Source organism: Methylobacterium sp. PvP105 (assembly GCF_017876975.1).
Taxonomy (GTDB): Bacteria; Pseudomonadota; Alphaproteobacteria; order Rhizobiales; family Beijerinckiaceae; genus Methylobacterium; species Methylobacterium radiotolerans.
This window is the reverse complement of the sequence record NZ_JAGIPA010000001.1, coordinates 3457377-3476094: the sequence shown is the minus strand read 5'-3', so window position 1 is coordinate 3476094 and position 18718 is coordinate 3457377. Positions and strand designations below refer to the sequence as shown.

Genomic DNA, 18718 nt, shown 5'->3' with positions numbered 1-18718 from the left:
GGCGGGAGAGCAGGCCCCCGGGCTACTTCTTATGCTTGGCCACCTGCGCCTTCGCGGCGTCCAGGACCTTCTCGGGGGTAAAGCCGAACTTGGTCTGGAGATCCTTGATCGGCGCCGAGGCGCCGAAGGTGTGCATGCCGATCACCGCGCCCTCGGAGCCGGCGTAGCGGTCCCAGCCGATGACGCTGCCCTGCTCGACGGCGACCCGCGCCTTGACGGCGGGGGGCAGCACCGCGTCGCGGTAGGCTCGGTCCTGCCGCTCGAACAGGTCCCAGGACGGCATCGACACGACCCGGGCCTTCACGCCCTCGGCCTTCAGCGCCTCGTAGGCGCCGACGCAGAGCTGCACCTCGGAACCCGAGGCGAGCAGGATCACGTCGGGCGTGCCGTCGCAGTCGGCGAGCACGTAGCCGCCCTTGGCGGTGCCCGAGGCCGCGCCGTACTTCGTACGGTCGAGCGTGGGCAGCGGCTGGCGGGACAGCGCGAGCACGGCCGGCTGGTTCCGGAGCGTGAAGATCACCCGGTAGGCCTCGGCGACCTCGTTGGCGTCGGCCGGGCGTAGGGTGACGAGGCCGGGGATGCAGCGCAGCGACAGGAGCTGCTCCACCGGCTGGTGGGTCGGCCCGTCCTCGCCCACGCCGATCGAGTCGTGGGTGAAGATGTGGAAGACCGGCAGCTCCATGAGCGAGGCCAGCCGGATCGGCGGGCGCATGTAGTCGGCGAAGACCAGGAAGGTCGCGCCGTAGGCCCGCAGCCCGGAGAGGCCGAGCCCGTTCACGATCGAGCCCATGGCGTGCTCGCGGACGCCGAAATGCAGGTTGCGGCCGCCCGGCGAGAACGGGCCGAACGAGCCCGCGCCCTCGAAGGTCAGGTTGGACTTGTTGGACGGCGCCAGGTCCGCCGAGCCGCCGAGCAGGAACGGCACGTGCTGGGCGATGGCGTTCAGCACCTTCCCGGAGGATTCGCGGGTGGCGAGGCCCTTGGCGTCCGGCTCGAAGGCCGGGATGTCCTTGTCCCAGCCCTCCGGCAGGCGGCCCTCCAGGAAGGCGTTCAGGTCCTCGGCGTGGGCGGCATCGGCTTCCTTCGCCTTGGCGAGCAGGCCCTGCCACGCGTCGTAGAGGCCGGCGCCGCGCTTGCCGATCCCATCGCGGAAGTTCTCCTGCACGCCGTCCGGCACGAGGAACTGGGCGTCCTCCGGCCAGCCGTAGGCGCGCTTGGCACCCTTCACCTCGTCCTCGCCGAGCGCGTCCGAGTGGGCCTTCGAGGTCCCCTGCTTCTTGGGCGCGCCGTAGCCGATCACCGACTTGACGATGATCAGCGTCGGCCGGTCGTTGGTCGCGAGGAACGTCTCGATCGAGCCCGCCAGCGCGTGCACGTCGTTGGCGTCGGCGACGCGCAGCACCTGCCAGCCGTAGGCCAGGAAGCGGGTCGCGACCTCCTCGCCGAAGGCCAGCTCCGTGTGGCCCTCGATGGTGATGGTGTTGTCGTCGTAGATCCAGCAGAGGTTGGCGAGCCGCAGGTGGCCGGCCAGCGAGGCGGCCTCCGAGGCGACGCCCTCCATGAGGTCGCCGTCCGAGCAGACGGCGTAGACGTTGTAGTCGAACAGCGGCAGGTTCGGCCGGTTCAGGTGCTGGCCGAGGAAGCGGCTGCCCATGGCCATGCCGACCGAGTTGGCGACGCCCTGGCCGAGCGGGCCCGTGGTGGTCTCGACGCCGGTGGTGAAGTGGTATTCCGGGTGGCCCGGGGTCCGGCTGTCGAGCTGGCGGAACTCCTTGATGTCCTCCAGCGACACCGCCGGGGCGTTGCCGCCGTCGCTCTCGGCGACGCCCGCGAGGTGCAGGAGCCCGTAGAGCAGCATCGAGGCGTGGCCGCAGGACAGCACGAACCGGTCGCGGTTCGGCCAGTGCGGATGCGCCGGGTCATAGCGCAGGTAGCGGTTCCACAGGGTGTAGGCGACCGGCGCCAGCGCCATGGGCGCGCCGGCATGGCCGGAATTGGCCTTCTGCACCGCGTCGATCGCGAGCGTCCGGATCGTGTTGATGCTGAGCGTATCGATCTCAGCGAGGGCCGCCTTGGCGGGAGTGTCAGCACCGCTCATGATGTCGCGTCTTCCAGTTCGCCTCGCGCGGTCCGCTTCGCGGCTTCGCGCTGCCGTAGGACGGCGGGAGGAGCTCCGTTGGCCTTACCACCCTGCCGATCCGCCGGCCCTTCGCCGCGCGTATAGCTGAGGAGCGTGTTGACGAGGGCGACGTGGGTGAACGCCTGAGGGAAGTTACCCACAAGACGCTTGGCTTGCACGTCGTATTCCTCGCTGACGAGGCCGAGATCGGTGCAGATGCCGATCAGGCGCTCGATCAGCGCCCCGGCCTCGTCGCGCCGCCCCAGGCCGATGAGGTTGTCGACGTACCAGAAGGTGCAGGGGAGGAAAGCCCCCTCGGTCCCGGTCAGCCCGTCGGTGGTCTGACCCTCGGTCTCGTAGCGGAGGATGAAGCCGTCCCGCATCAGCCCCTTGCCGATCGCCTCCACGGTGCCGACCACCCGGGGATCGTGCTGCGGGAGGAAGCCGGTATGGGCGATGAGCAGCAGGCTCGCGTCCAGCGCCTTCGCGCCGTAGGACTGCACGAAGCTGTTGAGGGCGGGGTCGAAGCCCTTCGCGCAGACCTCGGCGTGGATCTCGTCCTTGATCGCGCGCCAGCGCGCGGCCTGCGCGTCGGTGGCGCCGTTCTCGTGCATCTCGTGCATGCGCAGGGCCCGGTCGAACGCCACCCAGGCCATCACCTTCGAGTGGGTGAAGTGGCGACGGCCGCCGCGCACCTCCCAGATCCCCTCGTCGGGCTCGCGCCACGCCTTCTCCAGGTGGTTCAGGATCGCGAGGCCGACCCGTATCCCGTCCTTGCTGACCGGCAGGCCGCGGGCATGGGCCTGATAGAGCGCGTCGAACAGCTCGCCGTAGACGTCGAGCTGGAACTGGCTGGCTGCGGCGTTGCCGATCCGGACCGGCCGCGAGTTCTCGTAGCCCGGCAGCCAGTCGAGCTCGATCTCGGGCAGCAGCCGCTCGCCGGCGATGCCGTAGAGGATGTGCGCCTGCTCGGGATTGCCCGCCACGGCCCGCAGCAGCCAGCCCAGCCAGTCGCGCGCCTCGTCGATGTAGCCCCCGTCCATCAGGGCGATCAGCGTCAGGGTCGAGTCGCGCAGCCAGCAGAAGCGGTAATCCCAGTTCCGGATCCCGCCGAGCCCCTCCGGCAGGGAGGCCGTGGGCGCCGCCACGATGCCGCCGGTGGGTTCGTAGATCAGCGCCTTGAGGGTCAGCAGCGAGCGCTGGAGCATCCGGTCCCATCGCGTGCCGCCGGTGCAGCGCGACGACCATTCGCGCCAGTGCTGGTCCGTGGCCTCGAGGACCTTGCGCGGCTCGATCGGGGGCGGATCGTCCTCGTGCGAGGGGCCGTAGCTCAGGACGAACCGGTGCTTCTCGCCGGCATGGACGGTGAACTCGGACACCGTCGTCTGCGCGTCGGATCCCTTGAGATGGACGTCGGTGCGCAGCACGACCTTGTGGGGGCCCGAGACGGCGCGCAGGTCGCCCAGCTCCGAGCGGGAGACCCAGGGCACGGCCGAGCCGTAATCGAAGCGGACCGCCATCTCCATCCGCATGGCGACGCGCCCGTGCACGCCCTCCACGAGCCGCACCAGATGGGCCCCGTCGCCGACCGGCATGAAATCCGTGACCAGGACCTCGCCCTGGCGCGTGGTGTGGCGGGTCTCCAGCACGAGGCTGCCCGGCCTGTAGGACCAGCGGGTCTCGACGTTCTCGGCCTCGGGGAAGATCTTCCAGAAGCCGTGCGCCTCGGTTCCCAGGAGGCTGGTGAACAGGGCGGCCGCGTCGAAGCGCGGCCAGCACAACCAGTCCACGCTGCCCTGCCGGCTGATCAGCGCGGCGCTGCGGCAATCCCCGACGAGCGCGTAATCCTCGATGCGTGCAGCCATCCGGCCCCGGCTCCGGTCCGCGGCCGGCAGTCCGGGCCGTCCGCTGCGACGCACCTAGGACGTCCGGTCACGAGATCCAGAGGTTCGGACGCCCGCCGCCGGGTGCGGTCAGCGCAGGCAGTCGGCCACGGCCAGGGCCACCGTGCCCTGGACCGCCTTCGCGCCGCTGCGCACGAGAGTCGCCGCGTCACCGACGGCCCGAGCGGCCGGAACCAGGGTCTCCACCACCGAGGCCGCGAAGGGCAGGGCCTGCGACGGGAGCAGGGTGTCCTCGGCCTCATCGGCGGCCGCCGCGCGCGCGGGCGCCATGGGATCGGGGTTGCTGCGCGGCGCCTCGGGGCAGCGCCGGCCCGGGCAGGCGCGCCGGCCCGCGGCCGCGACGTGGGAGGTCGCGCGGGCGGCCACGGCCGGACGGGCGGGCAGGGACCCCGTCCGCGCGATCACGGCGTCGAGCGGGTACTGCTCGGCGAACGCGATCACGGCGGGCGGGCGGCCCGGCGCCGCGATGGCGGCCATCGGCGCGAAATCCGTGGGTCCGGGAGCGGCGGACACGCCCGCCTCGGCCCGGGCGCCGGGCTGTACCGGTTTCGAGCTCGGGCAGTACAGCGAGGCCACGCCCAGGACCGCCACGACGGCCAGCGTCGGCAGGAAGGGCATGGACACGCGGCCGTGGGCGGCGTCCGTCAGGGCGGGCTGGTCTGGCCTGCGCATCCGAATCACCGATCTCCATGACCGCCGCGAGGTCTGCAGAGTGCGGTTAGCATTGCGGCGGAAGCTGGACCATTTCTTTGCGCGGCGGTTACTGGTGCCGCGGGACGGGATACCGCGGAAACGTCCGCCGACGGGCGCGTCGCGGGCACGGGCCTTGCTTAGCGTCCGGTGGCCCGCGCCGGGCCGGCCTCCAGAAGAAGACCCGCCCCGTACCGGGCCAAGATGACTGAGACCAATCTCACCGTCGCCGTGATCGACCCGAGCCGCGCCCGCGCGGCGATCCTGGAAGAGGGCCTGCGCGCCGCCGGGATCGGGCGCGTGGTCGTGATTCCCGACACCGCCGACCTCATGGAGCGCGTCGCCGCCCTCAAGCCCGACGTGGTGGTGATCCATCTGGAGAGCCCGAGCCGGGACATCCTGGAGCAGATGTCGGGCGTCTCCCGGCAGGTCGAGCGGCCGGTGGCGATGTTCGTCGACCGCTCGGACTCGACCATGATGCAGGCCGCCGTCGATGCCGGGATCTCCGCCTACGTTGTGGACGGCCTGCGGGCGGAACGGATCAAGTCGATCCTCGACATCGCGATCCTGCGCTTCAACGCCTTCGCGCGCCTCCAGCGCGAACTGACGGAGGCGCGGAGCGAACTCGCCGATCGCAAGCTGATCGAGCGGGCGAAGGGCATCTTGATGACCATGAAGGGCCTGTCCGAGGACGAGGCGTACAAGCAGCTGCGCCGCAAGGCCATGAACGAGAAGCGCAAGATCGCCGACATCGCCCGGGCGATCGTCACCACCGCGGACCTGCTCGGATGAGGCTCCAGCTCGGCTACGTTCCGCTCTGCGATGCGGCCCCGCTGATCGCGGCCCACGAACTGGGCTTCACCCGGGCCGAGGGGCTCGACCTCGACCTCACCGCCGAGCCCTCCTGGGCGACGCTGCGCGACCGGCTGGCGCTGGGCCATCTCGACGGCGCGCACATGCTGGCGCCGCTGGCGCTGGCGAGCCGGCTCGCCCTGTCGGGGCCGCCCTCCGACCTGATCGTGCCGCTCCAGCTCAGCACCGACGGCAACGCCGTCACGCTGTCCCGCACCCTCTGGGCGGCGATGGACCCGGACGGCGAGGCCCTGGCGGACGTCGCCCGCGCCTTCGCGGGCGTGGCGCAGGCGCGGCTCCGCGCCGGCAGCCCCCTGACGCTCGGCACGGTGCATCCCTTCTCGTGCCACAGCTACCAATTGCGGCTGTTCGCCGAGGCCGGCGGCCTCGACGCGGCGGCTTTCCGCACGGTCGTGGTCCCGCCGCAGCATTGCGTGGAGGCGCTGGCGCGCGGCCTGGTGGACGGGTTCTGCGCCGGCGCGCCCTGGAACGACGTGGCGGCCGCGGCCGGCCACGGGCGGATCGCGGTCCACGGCAGCGCCCTGGCGCCGAACGCGACCGAGAAGGTGCTGGCCGTCTCCGCGCGGCTCGACGGCGCGATCCTGCCGCTGGTGCGGGCGGTCGCCCGGGCCGGACGCTGGTGCGCCGATCCGGAGAACCGGGCCGAACTGATCCATCGCCTCGCCCGCCGGACCTACCTCGACCTCGATCCCGCCCTGGTCGGGCGGGCCTTCGCCGGCGATCCGGACGCGTCCGCCGAGCCGGGCCCGCGCATCCGCTTCGGCGCGGCGGTCGAGGAGCCGCGCGCCGCGCAGGCCCGGTGGCTGCTGGAGCAGATGCGCGCGGCGCGGCAGCTCCCCGCGGATCTCGACATCGCGGCGGCGATCGCGACGGTCTACAGGCCGGATCTCTACAGGGCGGCGGTCGCGGATTCCTGAGGGCGGCGACACTTCCCGCAGTTCGTCACCGACCCGCGGTATCGGTGCGAACAGTGGCGGAACGTCGGGCAGGCTCGCCCGTTGTGCTTCCGCCATGCCTGGATGCCGCAAACTCGAAACTGGATCGTTGATCTCGCATCCGCGCGGGCGGGTCGAGCTTCGACGCTACGTGACCCGGGGCGGCCGAGTGCCCCGCGCCTGCAACGACAACCGTCGGGCCGGCGCGCACCACGCGTGGTACTGGGTCCTGGCCGCCGGCGCGATGCCGACGCTCGGCCTTCTGGCGATGCTGTCGACGCTCCTGTAACGGATCGCCGGCCAGGCACCCGCAGATCACCTGTATTGCGAAGCTGTGGCTCCGTCTCGCGAACATGGGAGCTTCGCGCGGCGGCATGGTCGTGCGACCTGACCAGATCCGCACAGAGCATCCACGCGCGCGGCGCTGCCGGCCACACCCCGCGCGCCGACGGCACGATCGACCGTGCGCGTGACCCCTTCGACCTCGCGCGTCCCGCACGCGCGCGACCGTCCACAGTCCCGACCGGCAGTCCGGTCCGCGCCTGATCGCTTTCGCGACGGGTCGCACAGTTTTTGTGCAGTGCCGCAGCCGCCGCTCCGACCCGCCGCCGAGCACCGAGCGCGCCGCCGGTCCTGACAATCCGCGCGCCCCTCGCGGGCCGGCCGCCGTCTGGCACGGAACCTGCTAGACCCCCCGCGTCCGTCAACGGCGACGGACAGCGCCGTCAGCGAGGCCGCTGATCCGGTTCTCCCTGAGGCTGAAGCCTGCCGGGAGAAGACCGGCAGCGGCTTTTTCGTGGGCGGTCCGCCAACGACCCTGCAATCGAGGTTCCAGACGCGATCGAGCGATGGCGACATCCCCTAAGGACACACGCGGACACGACGCGCGCGCCGGGAACGGCCCGCCGCGCGAGAGGCTGGTCGTCGTCGGCAACGGCATGGCCTCGCTGCGCTTCCTGGAGCGGCTGACCGAGGCCGCGCCCGGCCGCTACGACATCACCTGCATCGGGGCCGAGCCCACGGCCGCCTACAACCGGGTCCTGCTCTCCTCGCTGCTCGGCGGCGAGGTCGACGAGGCGGCCTGCGCCTTCCGGGGCCTCGACTGGTACGCGGATCACGGCATCCGCCTGATCACCGGCGCGCCCGTGACGCAGATCGATCGGGAGAACGGGCTCGTCATCGTGGGCGAGACCCACGTCGTGCCCTTCGACAGGCTGGTCCTCGCGGTCGGCTCCCTGCCGATCCGCCTGCCCAAGCCCGGCATGGACCTTCCGGGCGTCATCACCTTCCGCGACCTCGCCGACGTGGCGGCGATCCGCGCGGCGGCCGTCCGGCACGCCCGGGCCGTCGTCATCGGCGGCGGCCTCCTGGGCCTCGAGGCGGCGGTCGGGCTCGCGCGCCTCGGGGTCGAGACCACGCTGCTCCACGTCATGGACCGGCTGATGGAGCGCCAGCTCGATCACCACGCCGCCGGGCTGGTGAAGCGCGCCATGGAGGCGCGCGGCGTGCGGGTCATCCTCGAGGCCGACACCGCCCGCGTCGAGGGCGCGTCCCGGGTCGAGCGCCTGGTCCTGGCGGACGGCACCGCGCTCCCGGCCGACCTCGTGGTGATGTCGGTGGGCGTGCGCCCCTCGGTGGCGCTGGCCCAGGCCGCGGGGCTGGCGATCGGCCGGGGGATCACGGTCGACGACCGGATGACGACCTCGGACCCGCGCATCTTCGCGCTCGGCGAGTGCGCCGAGCACCGCGGCCAGATCTACGGCCTGGTCGAGCCCGCCTACGAGCACGCCGACACGCTCGCCCGCCACCTCGCCGGCGAGGCGGCCGAGTACCGGGGCACGGCCCTGTCCACGAGCCTGAAGGTGTCGGGCCTGCCGGTCTTCTCGGCCGGGATCGTGGACACGCCCGACGATGCCGAGGCGATCGTGCTCTCCGATCCCGGTGCCGGCCTCTACCGCAAGCTGCTGGTGCGCGACGGCCGACTGATCGGCGCGGTGTTCGTCGGCGACATCGCCGAGCAGGGCGCCTGCAAGGGCCTGATCCGCTCCGGCGCCCCGATCGAGAACGTGGACGACTTGATGTTCGGGCGCCCCGCGCCCGAGCCGCTCGCTGCTTGAGGAGGCGCGGATGTCCGAGACCACCACCCAGAGCGCCGCGGGCGCGTTCGAGGCCGAGCAGAAGCGCTACCTCGAGGGCTTCGCCTCCGGCATCGCCGCCGTCCGCCTGACCGGCGGCCTCGCCCCGGGCGGGGCCGGGGCGGCCGCGCCGCCCGCCGAGCCCACGGGCCCGGACGCGATCCACATCAAGGCGCAGGACCGGACCGTCCGGGACGGCGGCAAGCTCTGCGATCAGGAGAAGTGGAAGCGCGCCGAGAACCCGTTCGACGGCCACAACCGCCTCATCCGGGAGGCCGCCGCCGGCAAGCAGCCGAAGCCCGAGGACAATTTCCGCTGGCGCTACCACGGGATGTTCTGGGTCGCGCCGAACCAGGTCTCGTACATGTGCCGGCTGCGGATCCCGAACGGGATCCTGCACCACTGGCAATTCGCGGGCGTCGCCGACCTCGCCGACCAGCACGGCGGCGGCTACGTCCACGTGACCACCCGGGCGAACCTGCAGGTGCGGGAGATCGATCCCGAGCACGCCCAGCCCTTCCTCGACGGGCTCACCGATATCGGCCTCACGGCCCGGGGCGCGGGCGCCGACAACATCCGCAACGTCACCGGCTCCTCGACCGCCGGCATCGACGCCCAGGAGCTTCTGGACACGCGCCCGCTCGCCAAGTCCTGGCACAACTGGATCCTGAACGACCGCTCCCTCTACGGCCTGCCGCGCAAGTTCAACGTCGCCTTCGACGGCAGCGGCGTCATGCCGACCCTGGAGGAGACGAACGACATCGGCTTCCAGGCCGTGGAGGTGCTGGACGGGGCCGCCGTGCCGCCCGGCATCTACATGCGCCTCGTGCTCGGCGGCATCTCGGGCCACCGGGACCTCGCCCGCGACACCGGCATCGTCCTGAAGCCGGAGGATTGCAACGCCGTCGCCGACGCGATCATCCGCGTCTTCATCGAGAACGGCGACCGGACGAACCGCAACAAGAGCCGGATGAAGTACGTCCTCGACGCCTGGGGCTTCGACAAGTACCTCGCCGCCGTCGAGGACAAGCTCGGCCGCAAGCTCGACCGGGTCGCGCCGGAGCACGTGGCCCCGCGCAAACCCACCGACCGCTTCGCCCATGTCGGCGTCCACGCCCAGAAGCAGCCCGGCCTCAACTGGATCGGCGTCGTCCTGCCGGTCGGCAAGATGACCAGCGATCAGGTCCGGGCGCTGGCGAAGGTCGCGGCGGAGTGCGGCGACGGCCAGATCCGCCTCACCGTCTGGCAGAACTTCATCGTCTCCGGGGTTCCGGACGCGAAGGTCGCCGAGGTGGAAGCCCGCGTGGAAGCGCTCGGCCTCACCACCAAGGCCGCGGGCATCCGCTCCGGCCTCGTGGCCTGCACGGGCGCGCGGGGCTGCAAGTTCGCGGCCTCCGACACCAAGGGCCACGCCCTGATCATCGCCGACCACGTCGAGAAGGCCGTGCCGAACCTCGACGTGCCGGTGAACGTCCACCTCACCGGCTGCCATCACAGCTGCGCCCAGCACTACATCGGCGATATCGGGCTGATCGGCGCCAAGGTCGTGGTCTCGGAGGAGGGCGACACCGTCGAGGGCTACGACGTCGTGGTCGGCGGCGGCTTCGCCGAGAACCCGAAGATCGGCACCGAGATCTGGAAGGCCGTGAAGGCCGAGGACGCGCCCGCCCGCGTCGAGGCGCTGCTGCGCGCCTACCTCGCCCTCCGCCAGGGCCCCGAGGAGAGCTTCCAGGCCTTCACCAGCCGCACCGGCGCGGAGGCGCTCCGCGACGCCGCCGAGGACCAGCCCGCCCTGAAGGCCGCCGCATGACCCAGCACGTCTCGCCCCCCCTCGTCCTGATCCCCGAGACCGCGCCCTTCAACGAGGACCAGCGCGCCTGGCTCTCGGGCTACTTCGCGGCCCTGCTCGGCCCCTCCGCCGCGGGTGCCACGGCGCTGGCGCCGGGCGATGCTCCCGCGAGCGGCCCGAAGCTCGCCGACAACGACGACGCCCCCTGGCACGACCCCTCCGTGCCGATCGGCGAGCGGATGGAGATGGCCAAGGATCGGCCCGAGCCGCAGAAGCTGATGGCCGCCATGGCCCAGCAGGATTGCGGCCAGTGCGGCTACAACTGCGCCGACTACGCCAACGCGATCTTCCTGAAGAACGAGGCGCGCCTGAACCTTTGCCAGCCCGGCGGCAAAGAGACCCTGCGCATGCTCAAGAAGCTCGACGAGGAGTTCGGCGCCGCCGGAGGCGCCCCGGCTGCCCCGAAGGCGGACGACGACGCCCCGAAGGCGGCGGCCGATCTGGGCCCGCTCGGCTACTGCCGCGAGAACCCGGTCGAGGCGCTGTTCCTGTCCCGCCGCCGCCTCAACGATCCGGGCGGCGAGAAGGAGACGTGGCACATCGAGATCGGCCTGGACGGCACGCCGATCCAGTACGAGGTCGGCGACTCCCTCGGCCTGTTCCCCGCCAACGCCCCGGCGCTGGTGGACGCCGTGATCGCGGAGCTCGGCGCCCGGCCCGAGCGGGTGATCGGCGAGAAGACCCTGCGCGAGCACCTGCTGATGAACTACGCGCTCGGCGCGGCGCCCGACAACCTCTACCAGCTCCTGTCGCTGCTCACCTCCGGAGCGGCGCGCAAGAAGGCGCAGGCGCTCGCCTCCGGCGAGGATCCGGACGGCGACGCCGCCTATCTCGACGTGCTCGGCGCGCTCCACAAGTTCCCGGGCGCGCGGCCCGACGCCGAGGTCTTCCTCGAGGCCCTGGACGAGCTCCAGCCGCGGCTCTACTCGATCTCGTCCTCGCCGAAGATGGATGTCGGCCGGGTGTCGCTGACGGTGGACGCGGTGCGCTACAATCACCGCTCGCGGCTGCGGCTCGGCGTCGCCTCGACCCACCTAGGCGAGCGCCTGCCCGAGCAGACCAAGGTGAAGGTCTATCTGCAGAAGGCGCACGGCTTCGGCCTGCCGGCCGACCTGGCGAAGGACGTGATCATGTGCGGCCCCGGCACCGGCATCGCGCCGTTCCGGGCCTTCCTGCGCGAGCGCGCCGCCACGCGGGCGCCGGGCCGCAACTGGCTGTTCTACGGCCACCAGCGGCAGGCCAGCGACTTCTTCTACAAGGACGAGCTGAACAGCCTGAAGGACGACAAGGTGCTCACCCGCCTGTCCCTGGCGTGGTCGCGCGACGGCACGGAGAAGACCTACGTCCAGGACCGGATGCGCGAGAACGGCGCCGAGCTGTGGAAGTGGCTCGAGGGCGGCGCGCATTTCTACGTCTGCGGCGACGCCAAGCGCATGGCCAAGGACGTCGAGCGGGCGATCATCGACGTGGCGGCGCAGTTCGGCGGCAAGAGCCCCGAGGACGCGGTGGCCTACCTCGCGGCGCTCAAGAAGGCCGGGCGGTATCAGGCTGACGTCTACTGAGCACCGGTAACCCTCCCCCCTGTGCCGGGGGAGGGCGATGCGGCGCGGCGCTTGCTCCCGCCCAGGACGACCCTTCGAGGATCCAGCCATGACCCAGCCAGTGGCGGCGCCGACGGTGCGGACCACCTGCCCCTATTGCGGGGTCGGGTGCGGCGTGCTCGCGACCCCGGACGGCCAGGGCGGCGCCACGATCGCGGGCGACGCCGAGCACCCGGCCAATTTCGGCCGCCTGTGCTCGAAGGGCTCGGCGCTCGGCGAGACCCTCTCGCTGGAGAACCGCCTGCTCCACCCGCAGGTCGACGGCGCCCAGGTCCCCTGGGACGCCGCTCTCGACACCGTCGCGAAGAAGCTCGGCGCGGTCGCCGCGGAGCACGGGCCGGACGCGATCGCCTTCTACCTGTCGGGGCAGCTCCTCACCGAGGATTACTACGTCGCCAACAAGCTCGCGAAGGGCTTCATCGGCACGCCGCACGTGGACACCAACTCGCGGCTCTGCATGTCGAGCGCGGTCGCGGCCCACCGCCGGGCCTTCGGCTCCGACACGGTGCCGGGCTGCTACGAGGATCTCGACGAGGCCGACCTGATCGTGCTGGTCGGCTCCAACACCGCGTGGTGCCACCCGATCCTGTTCCGCCGCATGGCCGACGCCAAGGAGCGCCGCGGCACCAAGTTCGTGGTCATCGATCCCCGCCGCACCCAGACCGCGCAGGAATCCGACCTGTTCCTCGGCATCCGGCCCGGCTCCGACACCGCCCTGTTCGCGGGCCTGCTGGTCTACCTGTCCGACAACGGCTTCCGCGACCGCGCCTTCGTCGATGCCCACACGGCCGGCCTCGACGGCGCCCTCGACCGCGCCCGCCAGATCGCGCCGGATCTCGCGGCGGTCGCCGCCGTCACCGGGGTGGCGGAGGCCGACATCGCGACCTTCTACGCCCTGTTCGCCGGCACGCGCCGGGTCGTCACGGCCTTCTCGCAGGGGGTGAACCAGTCGGCTCAGGGGACCGACAAGGGCAACAGCATCATCAACTGCCACCTCATCACCGGCCGCATCGGCGAGACCGGGATGGGGCCCTTCTCCCTGACCGGCCAGCCGAACGCCATGGGCGGGCGCGAGGTCGGGGGCTTGGCCAACATGCTGGCCGCCCACATGCACTTCACCCCCGAGGAGGTGGACCGGGTGCGCCGCTACTGGGGCGCCCCGCGGATCATCACCGGCGAGGGGATGAAGGCGGTGGCGCTCTTCGATGCGATTGCCCGGGGCAAGATCAAGGCCCTCTGGGTCATGGGCACCAACCCGCTGGTCTCGATGCCGCGCGCCGACGCGATCCGCGCGTCGCTCGCCGGCCTCGACCTCTACGTGGTGTCCGAGGCAGTGGCGGATTCCGACACCGCCCTGGGTCGCGGCAAGACCACAGTGCTGCTGCCTGCCCAGGCCTGGGGCGAGAAGGACGGCACCGTCACCAATTCCGAGCGCCGGATCTCGCGCCAGCGCCGCTTCCTCACGAGCCCGGGCGCGGCGCGGCCGGACTGGGCGGCGCTGGCCGAGGTCGGCCGCCGCCTCGGCCACGGCCGGGCCTTCGCGTTCGATTCCGCCGCGGCGATCTTCCGCGAGCATGCCGGGCTCTCGGCCTACGAGAACAACGGCACCCGCGACTTCGACCTCGGCGCGCTCACCGACATCAGCGACGCCGCCTACGACGCGGCCCCGCCGGTTCAGTGGCCGATCCCGAAACGCTCCGGCCTCCGGGGTGCCACCCAGGGCAAGGCTCGTCTGTTCGGCGACGGCCGGTTCTACACCTTCGACCGGCGCGCCCGCTTCGTCGCGGTGCAGCCGCCGGCCCTCGCGCTCGCGGCCTCGACGGCATTCCCGCTCATGCTCAACACCGGCCGGGTCCGCGACCACTGGCACACGATGACGCGCACCGGGAAGAGCCAGCGCCTCTCGGCGCACCGGGCCGTCCCGTTCGTCGAGGTCCACCCGGACGACGCGGCGACCCACGGCCTGGTGGAGGGCGACATCGCCCGGCTGACGACCGCGCACGGCGCGGCCGAGCTGGAAGTGACGGTCACCGACACGGTGGTGCCGGGCAGCCTGTTCATGCCGATGCACTGGGGCGGCGCCTTCGCGTCGCGGGCCCGGGTCGGCGCGCTGGTGCGCGGCATGACCGACCCGGTCTCCGGTCAGCCCGAACTCAAGGCGACCCCGGCGGCCATCGCCTCCGTCGGCTACCGCGCCCGCGGTTTCCTGCTGACGCGCCGGCAGGTGGCGATGCCCGAGGGCTGGTGGTGGGCGCGCGCCGCGATCACCGGCGGCTGGGGCGCGCAATTCGCCACCGCCGACAGCTCCCGGGCGGTGGCGCTGACGGTCCGCGGGCTGATCCAGAGCGAGGCGCTGTCGGGCTGCGAACTGGCGGAATATGCCGACCACGCCCGCGACCGCTACCGCTGCGCGGTCTACGACGGCGACCGCCTCGTCGCCTGCCTCGCCTACGCGCCCGCCGGGGAACGGCCGGACTGGGAAGCCGCCAAGGCCCTGTTCGCCGCCGAGGCGCCCGGCGCCGCCGAACGACGGGCGCTGCTCTCGGGCCGCGCGGCGACCGCCTCGGCGGGCCCCGTGGTCTGCGCCTGCCACGGCGTCGGCGCCGACGTCATCGCCGCGACCATTGCCGGGGGCGCCGCATCCGTGGAGGCGGTGGGCGCAGCCTGCAAGGCCGGCACGAACTGCGGCTCCTGCATACCGGAGATCCGCAAGATGCTGGCCGGGCAGACCGCCCGCGCCGCGTGATTATCTGATACACTCACCGGCAAGGACGGACCGGGTGATCCCATCCGATCCCCTCATCCCGAGGTGACCGCGTCCGCGGGCCTCGAAGGAGCCCTCCAGCCGGCCGCGCGATCCCTGGAGCCTTCCTTCGAGGCTGCTGCGCGGCTCCTCGGGGCGAGGGGGCGGACGGGAGTGGCCGGTTCGCGACGATCCAGGACAGGCCCGTGACCGAGACCCCCCTGCGCGCAGCCCGCGCCCCCCGCGAGACGAAGGCCGCCGGCCTGGAGCCGCTGGCGGTGCTGCCCGTCTTCGTGCCCCTCCGCGGCAAGCGGGTCGTCCTCGCCGGCGCGTCGGGCGGCGCCCCCTGGAAGGTCAAGGTCCTCGCCGCGGCCGGCGCCCACGTCGACGTCTACGCGCCCGAGCCCGGCGAGGAGCTGCGCGCCGTGCCGGGCGAGATCGTCGACGGGCGGGTGGAGCTGCACGAACGCGCCTGGAGCCCGGACGACCTCTGGGGCGCGGCCTTCTGCATCGGCGCGATGGAGGACGAAACCGAGTGCGTCGCCTTCGTGGCGGCCGCCCGCGGGGCCGGCGCCATCGTCAACGCGGTGGACCGGCCGCACCTCTGCGACGTGAAGTTCGGCGCCATCGTCAACCGCTCGCCGCTCGTGGTCGGCATCTCGACCGAGGGCGCCGCCCCGGTCTTCGGCCAGACCGTGCGTGCCCGGATCGAGGCGATGCTGCCCCGCGGGTTCGCCCGCTGGGTCGCGGCCGCCCGCGATTGGCGCGACGGCGTCACCGCCCGCTTCCACGGCTTCGCCGACCGGCGCCTCTTCTGGGAGCGCTTCACCGACCGGGCCTTCGCGGAGCCCGACCGGGCGCCGTCGGAGCGGGATCTCGCCGAGCTGCTCGGCGAGACCGAGACCGCCCCGAAGGGCGGCGCCGTGACGCTGGTCGGGGCCGGCCCCGGCGACGCGGAGCTCCTCACGCTCAAGGCGCTGCGGGCGCTGCGCAGCGCCGACGTCATCCTCTACGACGACCTCGTCGCCCCCGAGATCCTCGACTACGCCCGCCGCGAGGCCCGCACCATGCTGGTCGGCAAGACCGGCCACGGCCCGTCCTGCCGCCAGGACGACATCAACGCGCTGATGGTGCAGCTCGCCCGCTCCGGCAAGCAGGTGGTGCGGCTGAAATCCGGCGACCCGCTGGTCTTCGGCCGGGCGGGCGAGGAGATCGAGGCCTGCCGGGCCGCCGGCATCCCGGTGACCGTGGTTCCGGGCGTCTCGGCCGCGCAGGGTGCGGCGGCGTCCCTGGGCCTGTCGCTGACCCATCGCGACGCCGCGCGCCGCCTGCAATTCGTCACCGGCCACGACCGCCGCGGCGCTCTGCCGGACGATCTGAACTGGGGCGCGCTCGCCGATCCGAGCGTCACCACGGTGGTCTACATGCCGAAGCGGACCCTGCGGGCGCTGCTCGCACGCGCCGTGGCGGAGGGCCTGGCGCCCGCGACGCCGGCGCTGCTGGTGTTCAACGCCACCCGCCCGAACCAGCAGGCGCTGCGCGGCACGGCCGCGGACCTCGCCGACCGGGTCGAGGCGGCCGGCCTCGATGGTCCGGCGCTCCTGATGGTGGGCGAGGCCTTCTCGGAGATGCGGGGCGCGCTCCCGGCCCAGGCCGAGCAGAGCCGCGTCGCGGTCTGAGGCCGGATGGCGTGGGCGGCGTCGTCCGCCCGCCGGACGCCATGCGCCACGCCCTCTGGCCCCCGGGCGTGCTTCAAGTCAGCGGCTGTGGCGCATTCGGGCTGAAGCCGTCGACGCCGCGAGCCGGAGCACCGGCAGGCCCGGGTCAGGTCTCCCCGGCCACGAAGGCGCGCATCAGGTAGTGGGCGATCGCCATGGGCGGCGGGGCCTGGATCCCCTCGGGATGCGTCCCCGCCAGCATGGCCGCGACGTCGGCCCGGGTGAACCAGCGCGCATCCTCCAGCTCGCTCGGATCGGTGACGATGGCCTCGTCGAGGCCCTCGGCGGCGCAGCCGAGCATCAGCGAGGACGGGAACGGCCAGGGCTGCGACGTCCGGTAGGTGACTGCGCCGACGCGGATCCGCGTCTCCTCGAATACCTCGCGGCGGACCGCGTCCTCGATCGTCTCGCCGGGCTCGAGGAAGCCCGCGAGGCAGGAATACATGTGCGGCCGGAAATGCGGCCCGCGGCCGAGCAGGCAGCTGTCGCCCCGGCGCACCAGCATGATCACCACCGGGTCGACCCGGGGGAAGTGGTGGGCGTTGCAGCTCGGGCACTCGCGGCGGAAGCCGCCGGCCCGCGCCACGGTGGCGGTGCCGCAATTGGCGCAGAAGCCGTGGCGGGCGTGCCAGTCGAGCATCGACTTGGCCACGGCGAGCAGGCCGAGCTCCTCGGCCTCCACGGCGGAGTCGGTGGCGATGGACCGGAGGTCGAGGGTGCGGGTCGGTCCCTCGGCGAAGCGCTCGGCCGCCTCGGCGGGCGCGGCGGCGGCGAAGACGGGCTGCCCGTCCCGGTGCCCGAGGAAGATGCGCGTCCCGCCCGCGAGGCCCGCCGCCTCCGCGACGGCGATCAGCGCCGTCTCTCCCCGCAACACGATCCGGTCGCCGCAGATCAGCACGAGGCGGGCCTCGGGCGTGTCGAAGGGCGGCACCGCCTCCTCGGGCTGCTCGGCCGAGTGGCGGTCGAGGCGGTTGCGGACGAAGCCGAGGGTGTCGCGGGGATCGGTCATGCCAGGGTCAGGCCGCGGAGAAGAGGGCGCCGGCGCGCTCGAGGAGCTGGGCGCGGGCGTGAAGCGGGTAGGGCTTGCGGGTCTCGAACCCCCAGACCGGCCCGGGCCAGGCGGGATCCGACCGGAAGCGGCCGACGACGTGGACGTGAAGCTGCGACACCACGTTGCCGAGCGCGCCGATATTCACCTTGTCGGGCTTGGACAGGGCCAGCATCACCCCTGTGGCGAGGCGGATCTCCTGCCAGAGTGCCGCGGCCTCGGCTTCGGAGAGGTCGGTGATCTCGGTGAGGTTCGGGCGGCGCGGCACCAGGATCAGCCACGGGAACCGGGCGTCGTCCATCAGCAGCACGCGGCACAGGGCAAGGTCGCCCACTTCGGCGGTGTCGGCCGACAGGCGCGGATCGAGGGTGAAGGCGGACTCGGTCATCGCCGACCGATGTAGCGCAGCTTCCGCGTCGGCGCGCGGGTTTGCTGCGCCGTCGGTGACGCAGCGTCCCGGCCGACCGGGTCAGAGACCCGGCACGACGCCCTGGCGGCCCACCGCGATCGTGCCCGCCACCAGTCCACCGTCGTCGCCGGACCGCGCGAAGATCGTCACGGCTGCGCCCGGCTGGAGCATCGCCTTCTCGCCCGGGGAGAGCTGCGTCACCGGGGTGCCGTCGGGGATCGCGAAGGACGATTGGCCGCCGTTGTAGGCGACGGTCACACGCGTCGGCGCGCCCCGCTGCAGGTCGGCGACCCACCCGGCGGTGAGGCGCGCGCCCTGCCCGGTGTCCCAGGGCTGGCTGCCCGCCTCGAACCCGCGCTCGGAGGGCGAGTACAGGGTCACGGCACTCGCCTGCCGCGGCTCGGACTCGGACGCGCCGAGGATGCTGACGTAGCTCTCCGGCTTGATCGACCGCAGGCTGGAGCCGTTGACCGCGTAGATGCGGGTCCGGGGGCCCATCTGCACCGCCAGGCTGCTGCCGCTGGCGCGGCGGATCTCCAGGCGCTCCGAGTCGGCCCGGACCACGGTGCCGCGGAACCGGACGGTCGTCGGCTCCGCGCGGGCGGTGGGGATGGCCGCGATCGCCAGAAGGCCGGCGAGGAAGAGGCGTCTCACGGGGCTCGTCACGGGGCTCCTTTCCGAGGGGTCGTGCCAT

At 72.7% G+C, this 18718-nt stretch carries 14 protein-coding genes; 8 read left to right on the top strand and 6 right to left on the bottom strand.

Going from position 1 to position 18718, the window contains the following annotated elements; genetic code table 11:
* Positions 1 to 22: 22 nt before the first annotated feature.
* From tkt to J3A75_RS17010, 3 genes are all read right to left on the bottom strand, one after another.
* Complete coding sequence (gene tkt / locus J3A75_RS17020) at positions 23 to 2098, bottom strand: transketolase (protein ID WP_209650524.1); 2076 nt, start codon at positions 2096 to 2098, stop codon at positions 23 to 25.
* Positions 2095 to 3984: a glycoside hydrolase family 15 protein gene (locus J3A75_RS17015; RefSeq protein WP_012319272.1), complete on the bottom strand. Its 1890-nt coding sequence runs from the start codon at positions 3982 to 3984 to the stop codon at positions 2095 to 2097. Before J3A75_RS17015 ends, tkt begins: the two co-directional genes overlap by 4 nt.
* A gap of 108 nt (positions 3985 to 4092) precedes the next feature.
* Positions 4093 to 4695 carry a hypothetical protein gene (locus tag J3A75_RS17010; protein WP_012319271.1) on the bottom strand — a complete coding sequence of 201 codons (603 nt, stop codon included), beginning with the start codon at positions 4693 to 4695 and terminating at the stop codon, positions 4093 to 4095.
* A 222-nt stretch (positions 4696 to 4917) separates the two neighbouring features.
* Here J3A75_RS17010 and J3A75_RS17005 point away from each other — a divergent pair, with 222 nt between their 5' ends.
* From J3A75_RS17005 to cysG, 8 genes are all read left to right on the top strand, one after another.
* On the top strand, positions 4918 to 5505 hold the full coding sequence (locus tag J3A75_RS17005; protein WP_012319270.1) for an ANTAR domain-containing response regulator: 588 nt from the start codon (positions 4918 to 4920) through the stop codon (positions 5503 to 5505).
* Complete coding sequence (locus J3A75_RS17000; protein WP_012319269.1) at positions 5502 to 6503, top strand: CmpA/NrtA family ABC transporter substrate-binding protein; 1002 nt, start codon at positions 5502 to 5504, stop codon at positions 6501 to 6503. The genes J3A75_RS17005 and J3A75_RS17000 overlap by 4 nt, the downstream gene beginning before the upstream one ends.
* Before the next feature lie 127 nt (positions 6504 to 6630).
* Positions 6631 to 6810, top strand: a complete 180-nt coding sequence (locus J3A75_RS16995) for a hypothetical protein (RefSeq protein ID WP_024830047.1) — start codon at positions 6631 to 6633, stop codon at positions 6808 to 6810.
* A gap of 559 nt (positions 6811 to 7369) precedes the next feature.
* Positions 7370 to 8638, top strand: coding sequence for an NAD(P)/FAD-dependent oxidoreductase (locus tag J3A75_RS16990; protein ID WP_070999495.1), 1269 nt, complete (start codon positions 7370 to 7372; stop codon positions 8636 to 8638).
* A 10-nt stretch (positions 8639 to 8648) separates the two neighbouring features.
* Entirely contained in the window at positions 8649 to 10466 is a 1818-nt protein-coding gene (locus tag J3A75_RS16985) for a NirA family protein (protein ID WP_012319267.1), read from the top strand.
* Positions 10463 to 12067 carry a sulfite reductase subunit alpha gene (locus J3A75_RS16980; protein ID WP_043073722.1) on the top strand — a complete coding sequence of 535 codons (1605 nt, stop codon included), beginning with the start codon at positions 10463 to 10465 and terminating at the stop codon, positions 12065 to 12067. The genes J3A75_RS16985 and J3A75_RS16980 overlap by 4 nt, the downstream gene beginning before the upstream one ends.
* Positions 12068 to 12155: 88 nt before the next feature.
* Positions 12156 to 14852, top strand: a complete 2697-nt coding sequence (locus tag J3A75_RS16975; protein ID WP_209650523.1) for a nitrate reductase — start codon at positions 12156 to 12158, stop codon at positions 14850 to 14852.
* A 203-nt stretch (positions 14853 to 15055) separates the two neighbouring features.
* Positions 15056 to 16528: a siroheme synthase CysG gene (gene cysG / locus J3A75_RS16970; protein ID WP_083460937.1), complete on the top strand. Its 1473-nt coding sequence runs from the start codon at positions 15056 to 15058 to the stop codon at positions 16526 to 16528.
* Positions 16529 to 16673: 145 nt separating this feature from the next.
* On the opposite strand, the gene nudC is transcribed toward cysG, so the two are convergent.
* From nudC to J3A75_RS16955, 3 genes are all read right to left on the bottom strand, one after another.
* Entirely contained in the window at positions 16674 to 17576 is a 903-nt protein-coding gene (nudC, locus tag J3A75_RS16965; RefSeq protein ID WP_024830053.1) for an NAD(+) diphosphatase, read from the bottom strand.
* Between the two features lie 7 nt (positions 17577 to 17583).
* Entirely contained in the window at positions 17584 to 18003 is a 420-nt protein-coding gene (locus tag J3A75_RS16960) for an HIT domain-containing protein (protein ID WP_043073720.1), read from the bottom strand.
* Positions 18004 to 18084: 81 nt separating this feature from the next.
* Complete coding sequence (locus tag J3A75_RS16955; protein ID WP_244413239.1) at positions 18085 to 18678, bottom strand: hypothetical protein; 594 nt, start codon at positions 18676 to 18678, stop codon at positions 18085 to 18087.
* Between the last annotated feature and the right edge of the window lie 40 nt (positions 18679 to 18718).

Bases quoted from the DNA above. Each gene is read 5' to 3' on its own strand.
- tkt (WP_209650524.1), bottom strand. From the start codon at position 2,098: ATGAGCGGTGCTGACACTCCCGCCAAGGCGGCCCTCGCTGAGATCGAT.
- J3A75_RS16975 (WP_209650523.1), top strand. From the start codon at position 12,156: ATGACCCAGCCAGTGGCGGCGCCGACGGTGCGGACCACCTGCCCCTAT.
- J3A75_RS16990 (WP_070999495.1), top strand. From the start codon at position 7,370: ATGGCGACATCCCCTAAGGACACACGCGGACACGACGCGCGCGCCGGG.
- J3A75_RS17000 (WP_012319269.1), top strand. From the start codon at position 5,502: ATGAGGCTCCAGCTCGGCTACGTTCCGCTCTGCGATGCGGCCCCGCTG.
- J3A75_RS16985 (WP_012319267.1), top strand. From the start codon at position 8,649: ATGTCCGAGACCACCACCCAGAGCGCCGCGGGCGCGTTCGAGGCCGAG.
- J3A75_RS17005 (WP_012319270.1), top strand. From the start codon at position 4,918: ATGACTGAGACCAATCTCACCGTCGCCGTGATCGACCCGAGCCGCGCC.
- J3A75_RS16980 (WP_043073722.1), top strand. From the start codon at position 10,463: ATGACCCAGCACGTCTCGCCCCCCCTCGTCCTGATCCCCGAGACCGCG.
- J3A75_RS17015 (WP_012319272.1), bottom strand. From the start codon at position 3,984: ATGGCTGCACGCATCGAGGATTACGCGCTCGTCGGGGATTGCCGCAGC.
- J3A75_RS17010 (WP_012319271.1), bottom strand. From the start codon at position 4,695: ATGCGCAGGCCAGACCAGCCCGCCCTGACGGACGCCGCCCACGGCCGC.
- nudC (WP_024830053.1), bottom strand. From the start codon at position 17,576: ATGACCGATCCCCGCGACACCCTCGGCTTCGTCCGCAACCGCCTCGAC.
- J3A75_RS16960 (WP_043073720.1), bottom strand. From the start codon at position 18,003: ATGACCGAGTCCGCCTTCACCCTCGATCCGCGCCTGTCGGCCGACACC.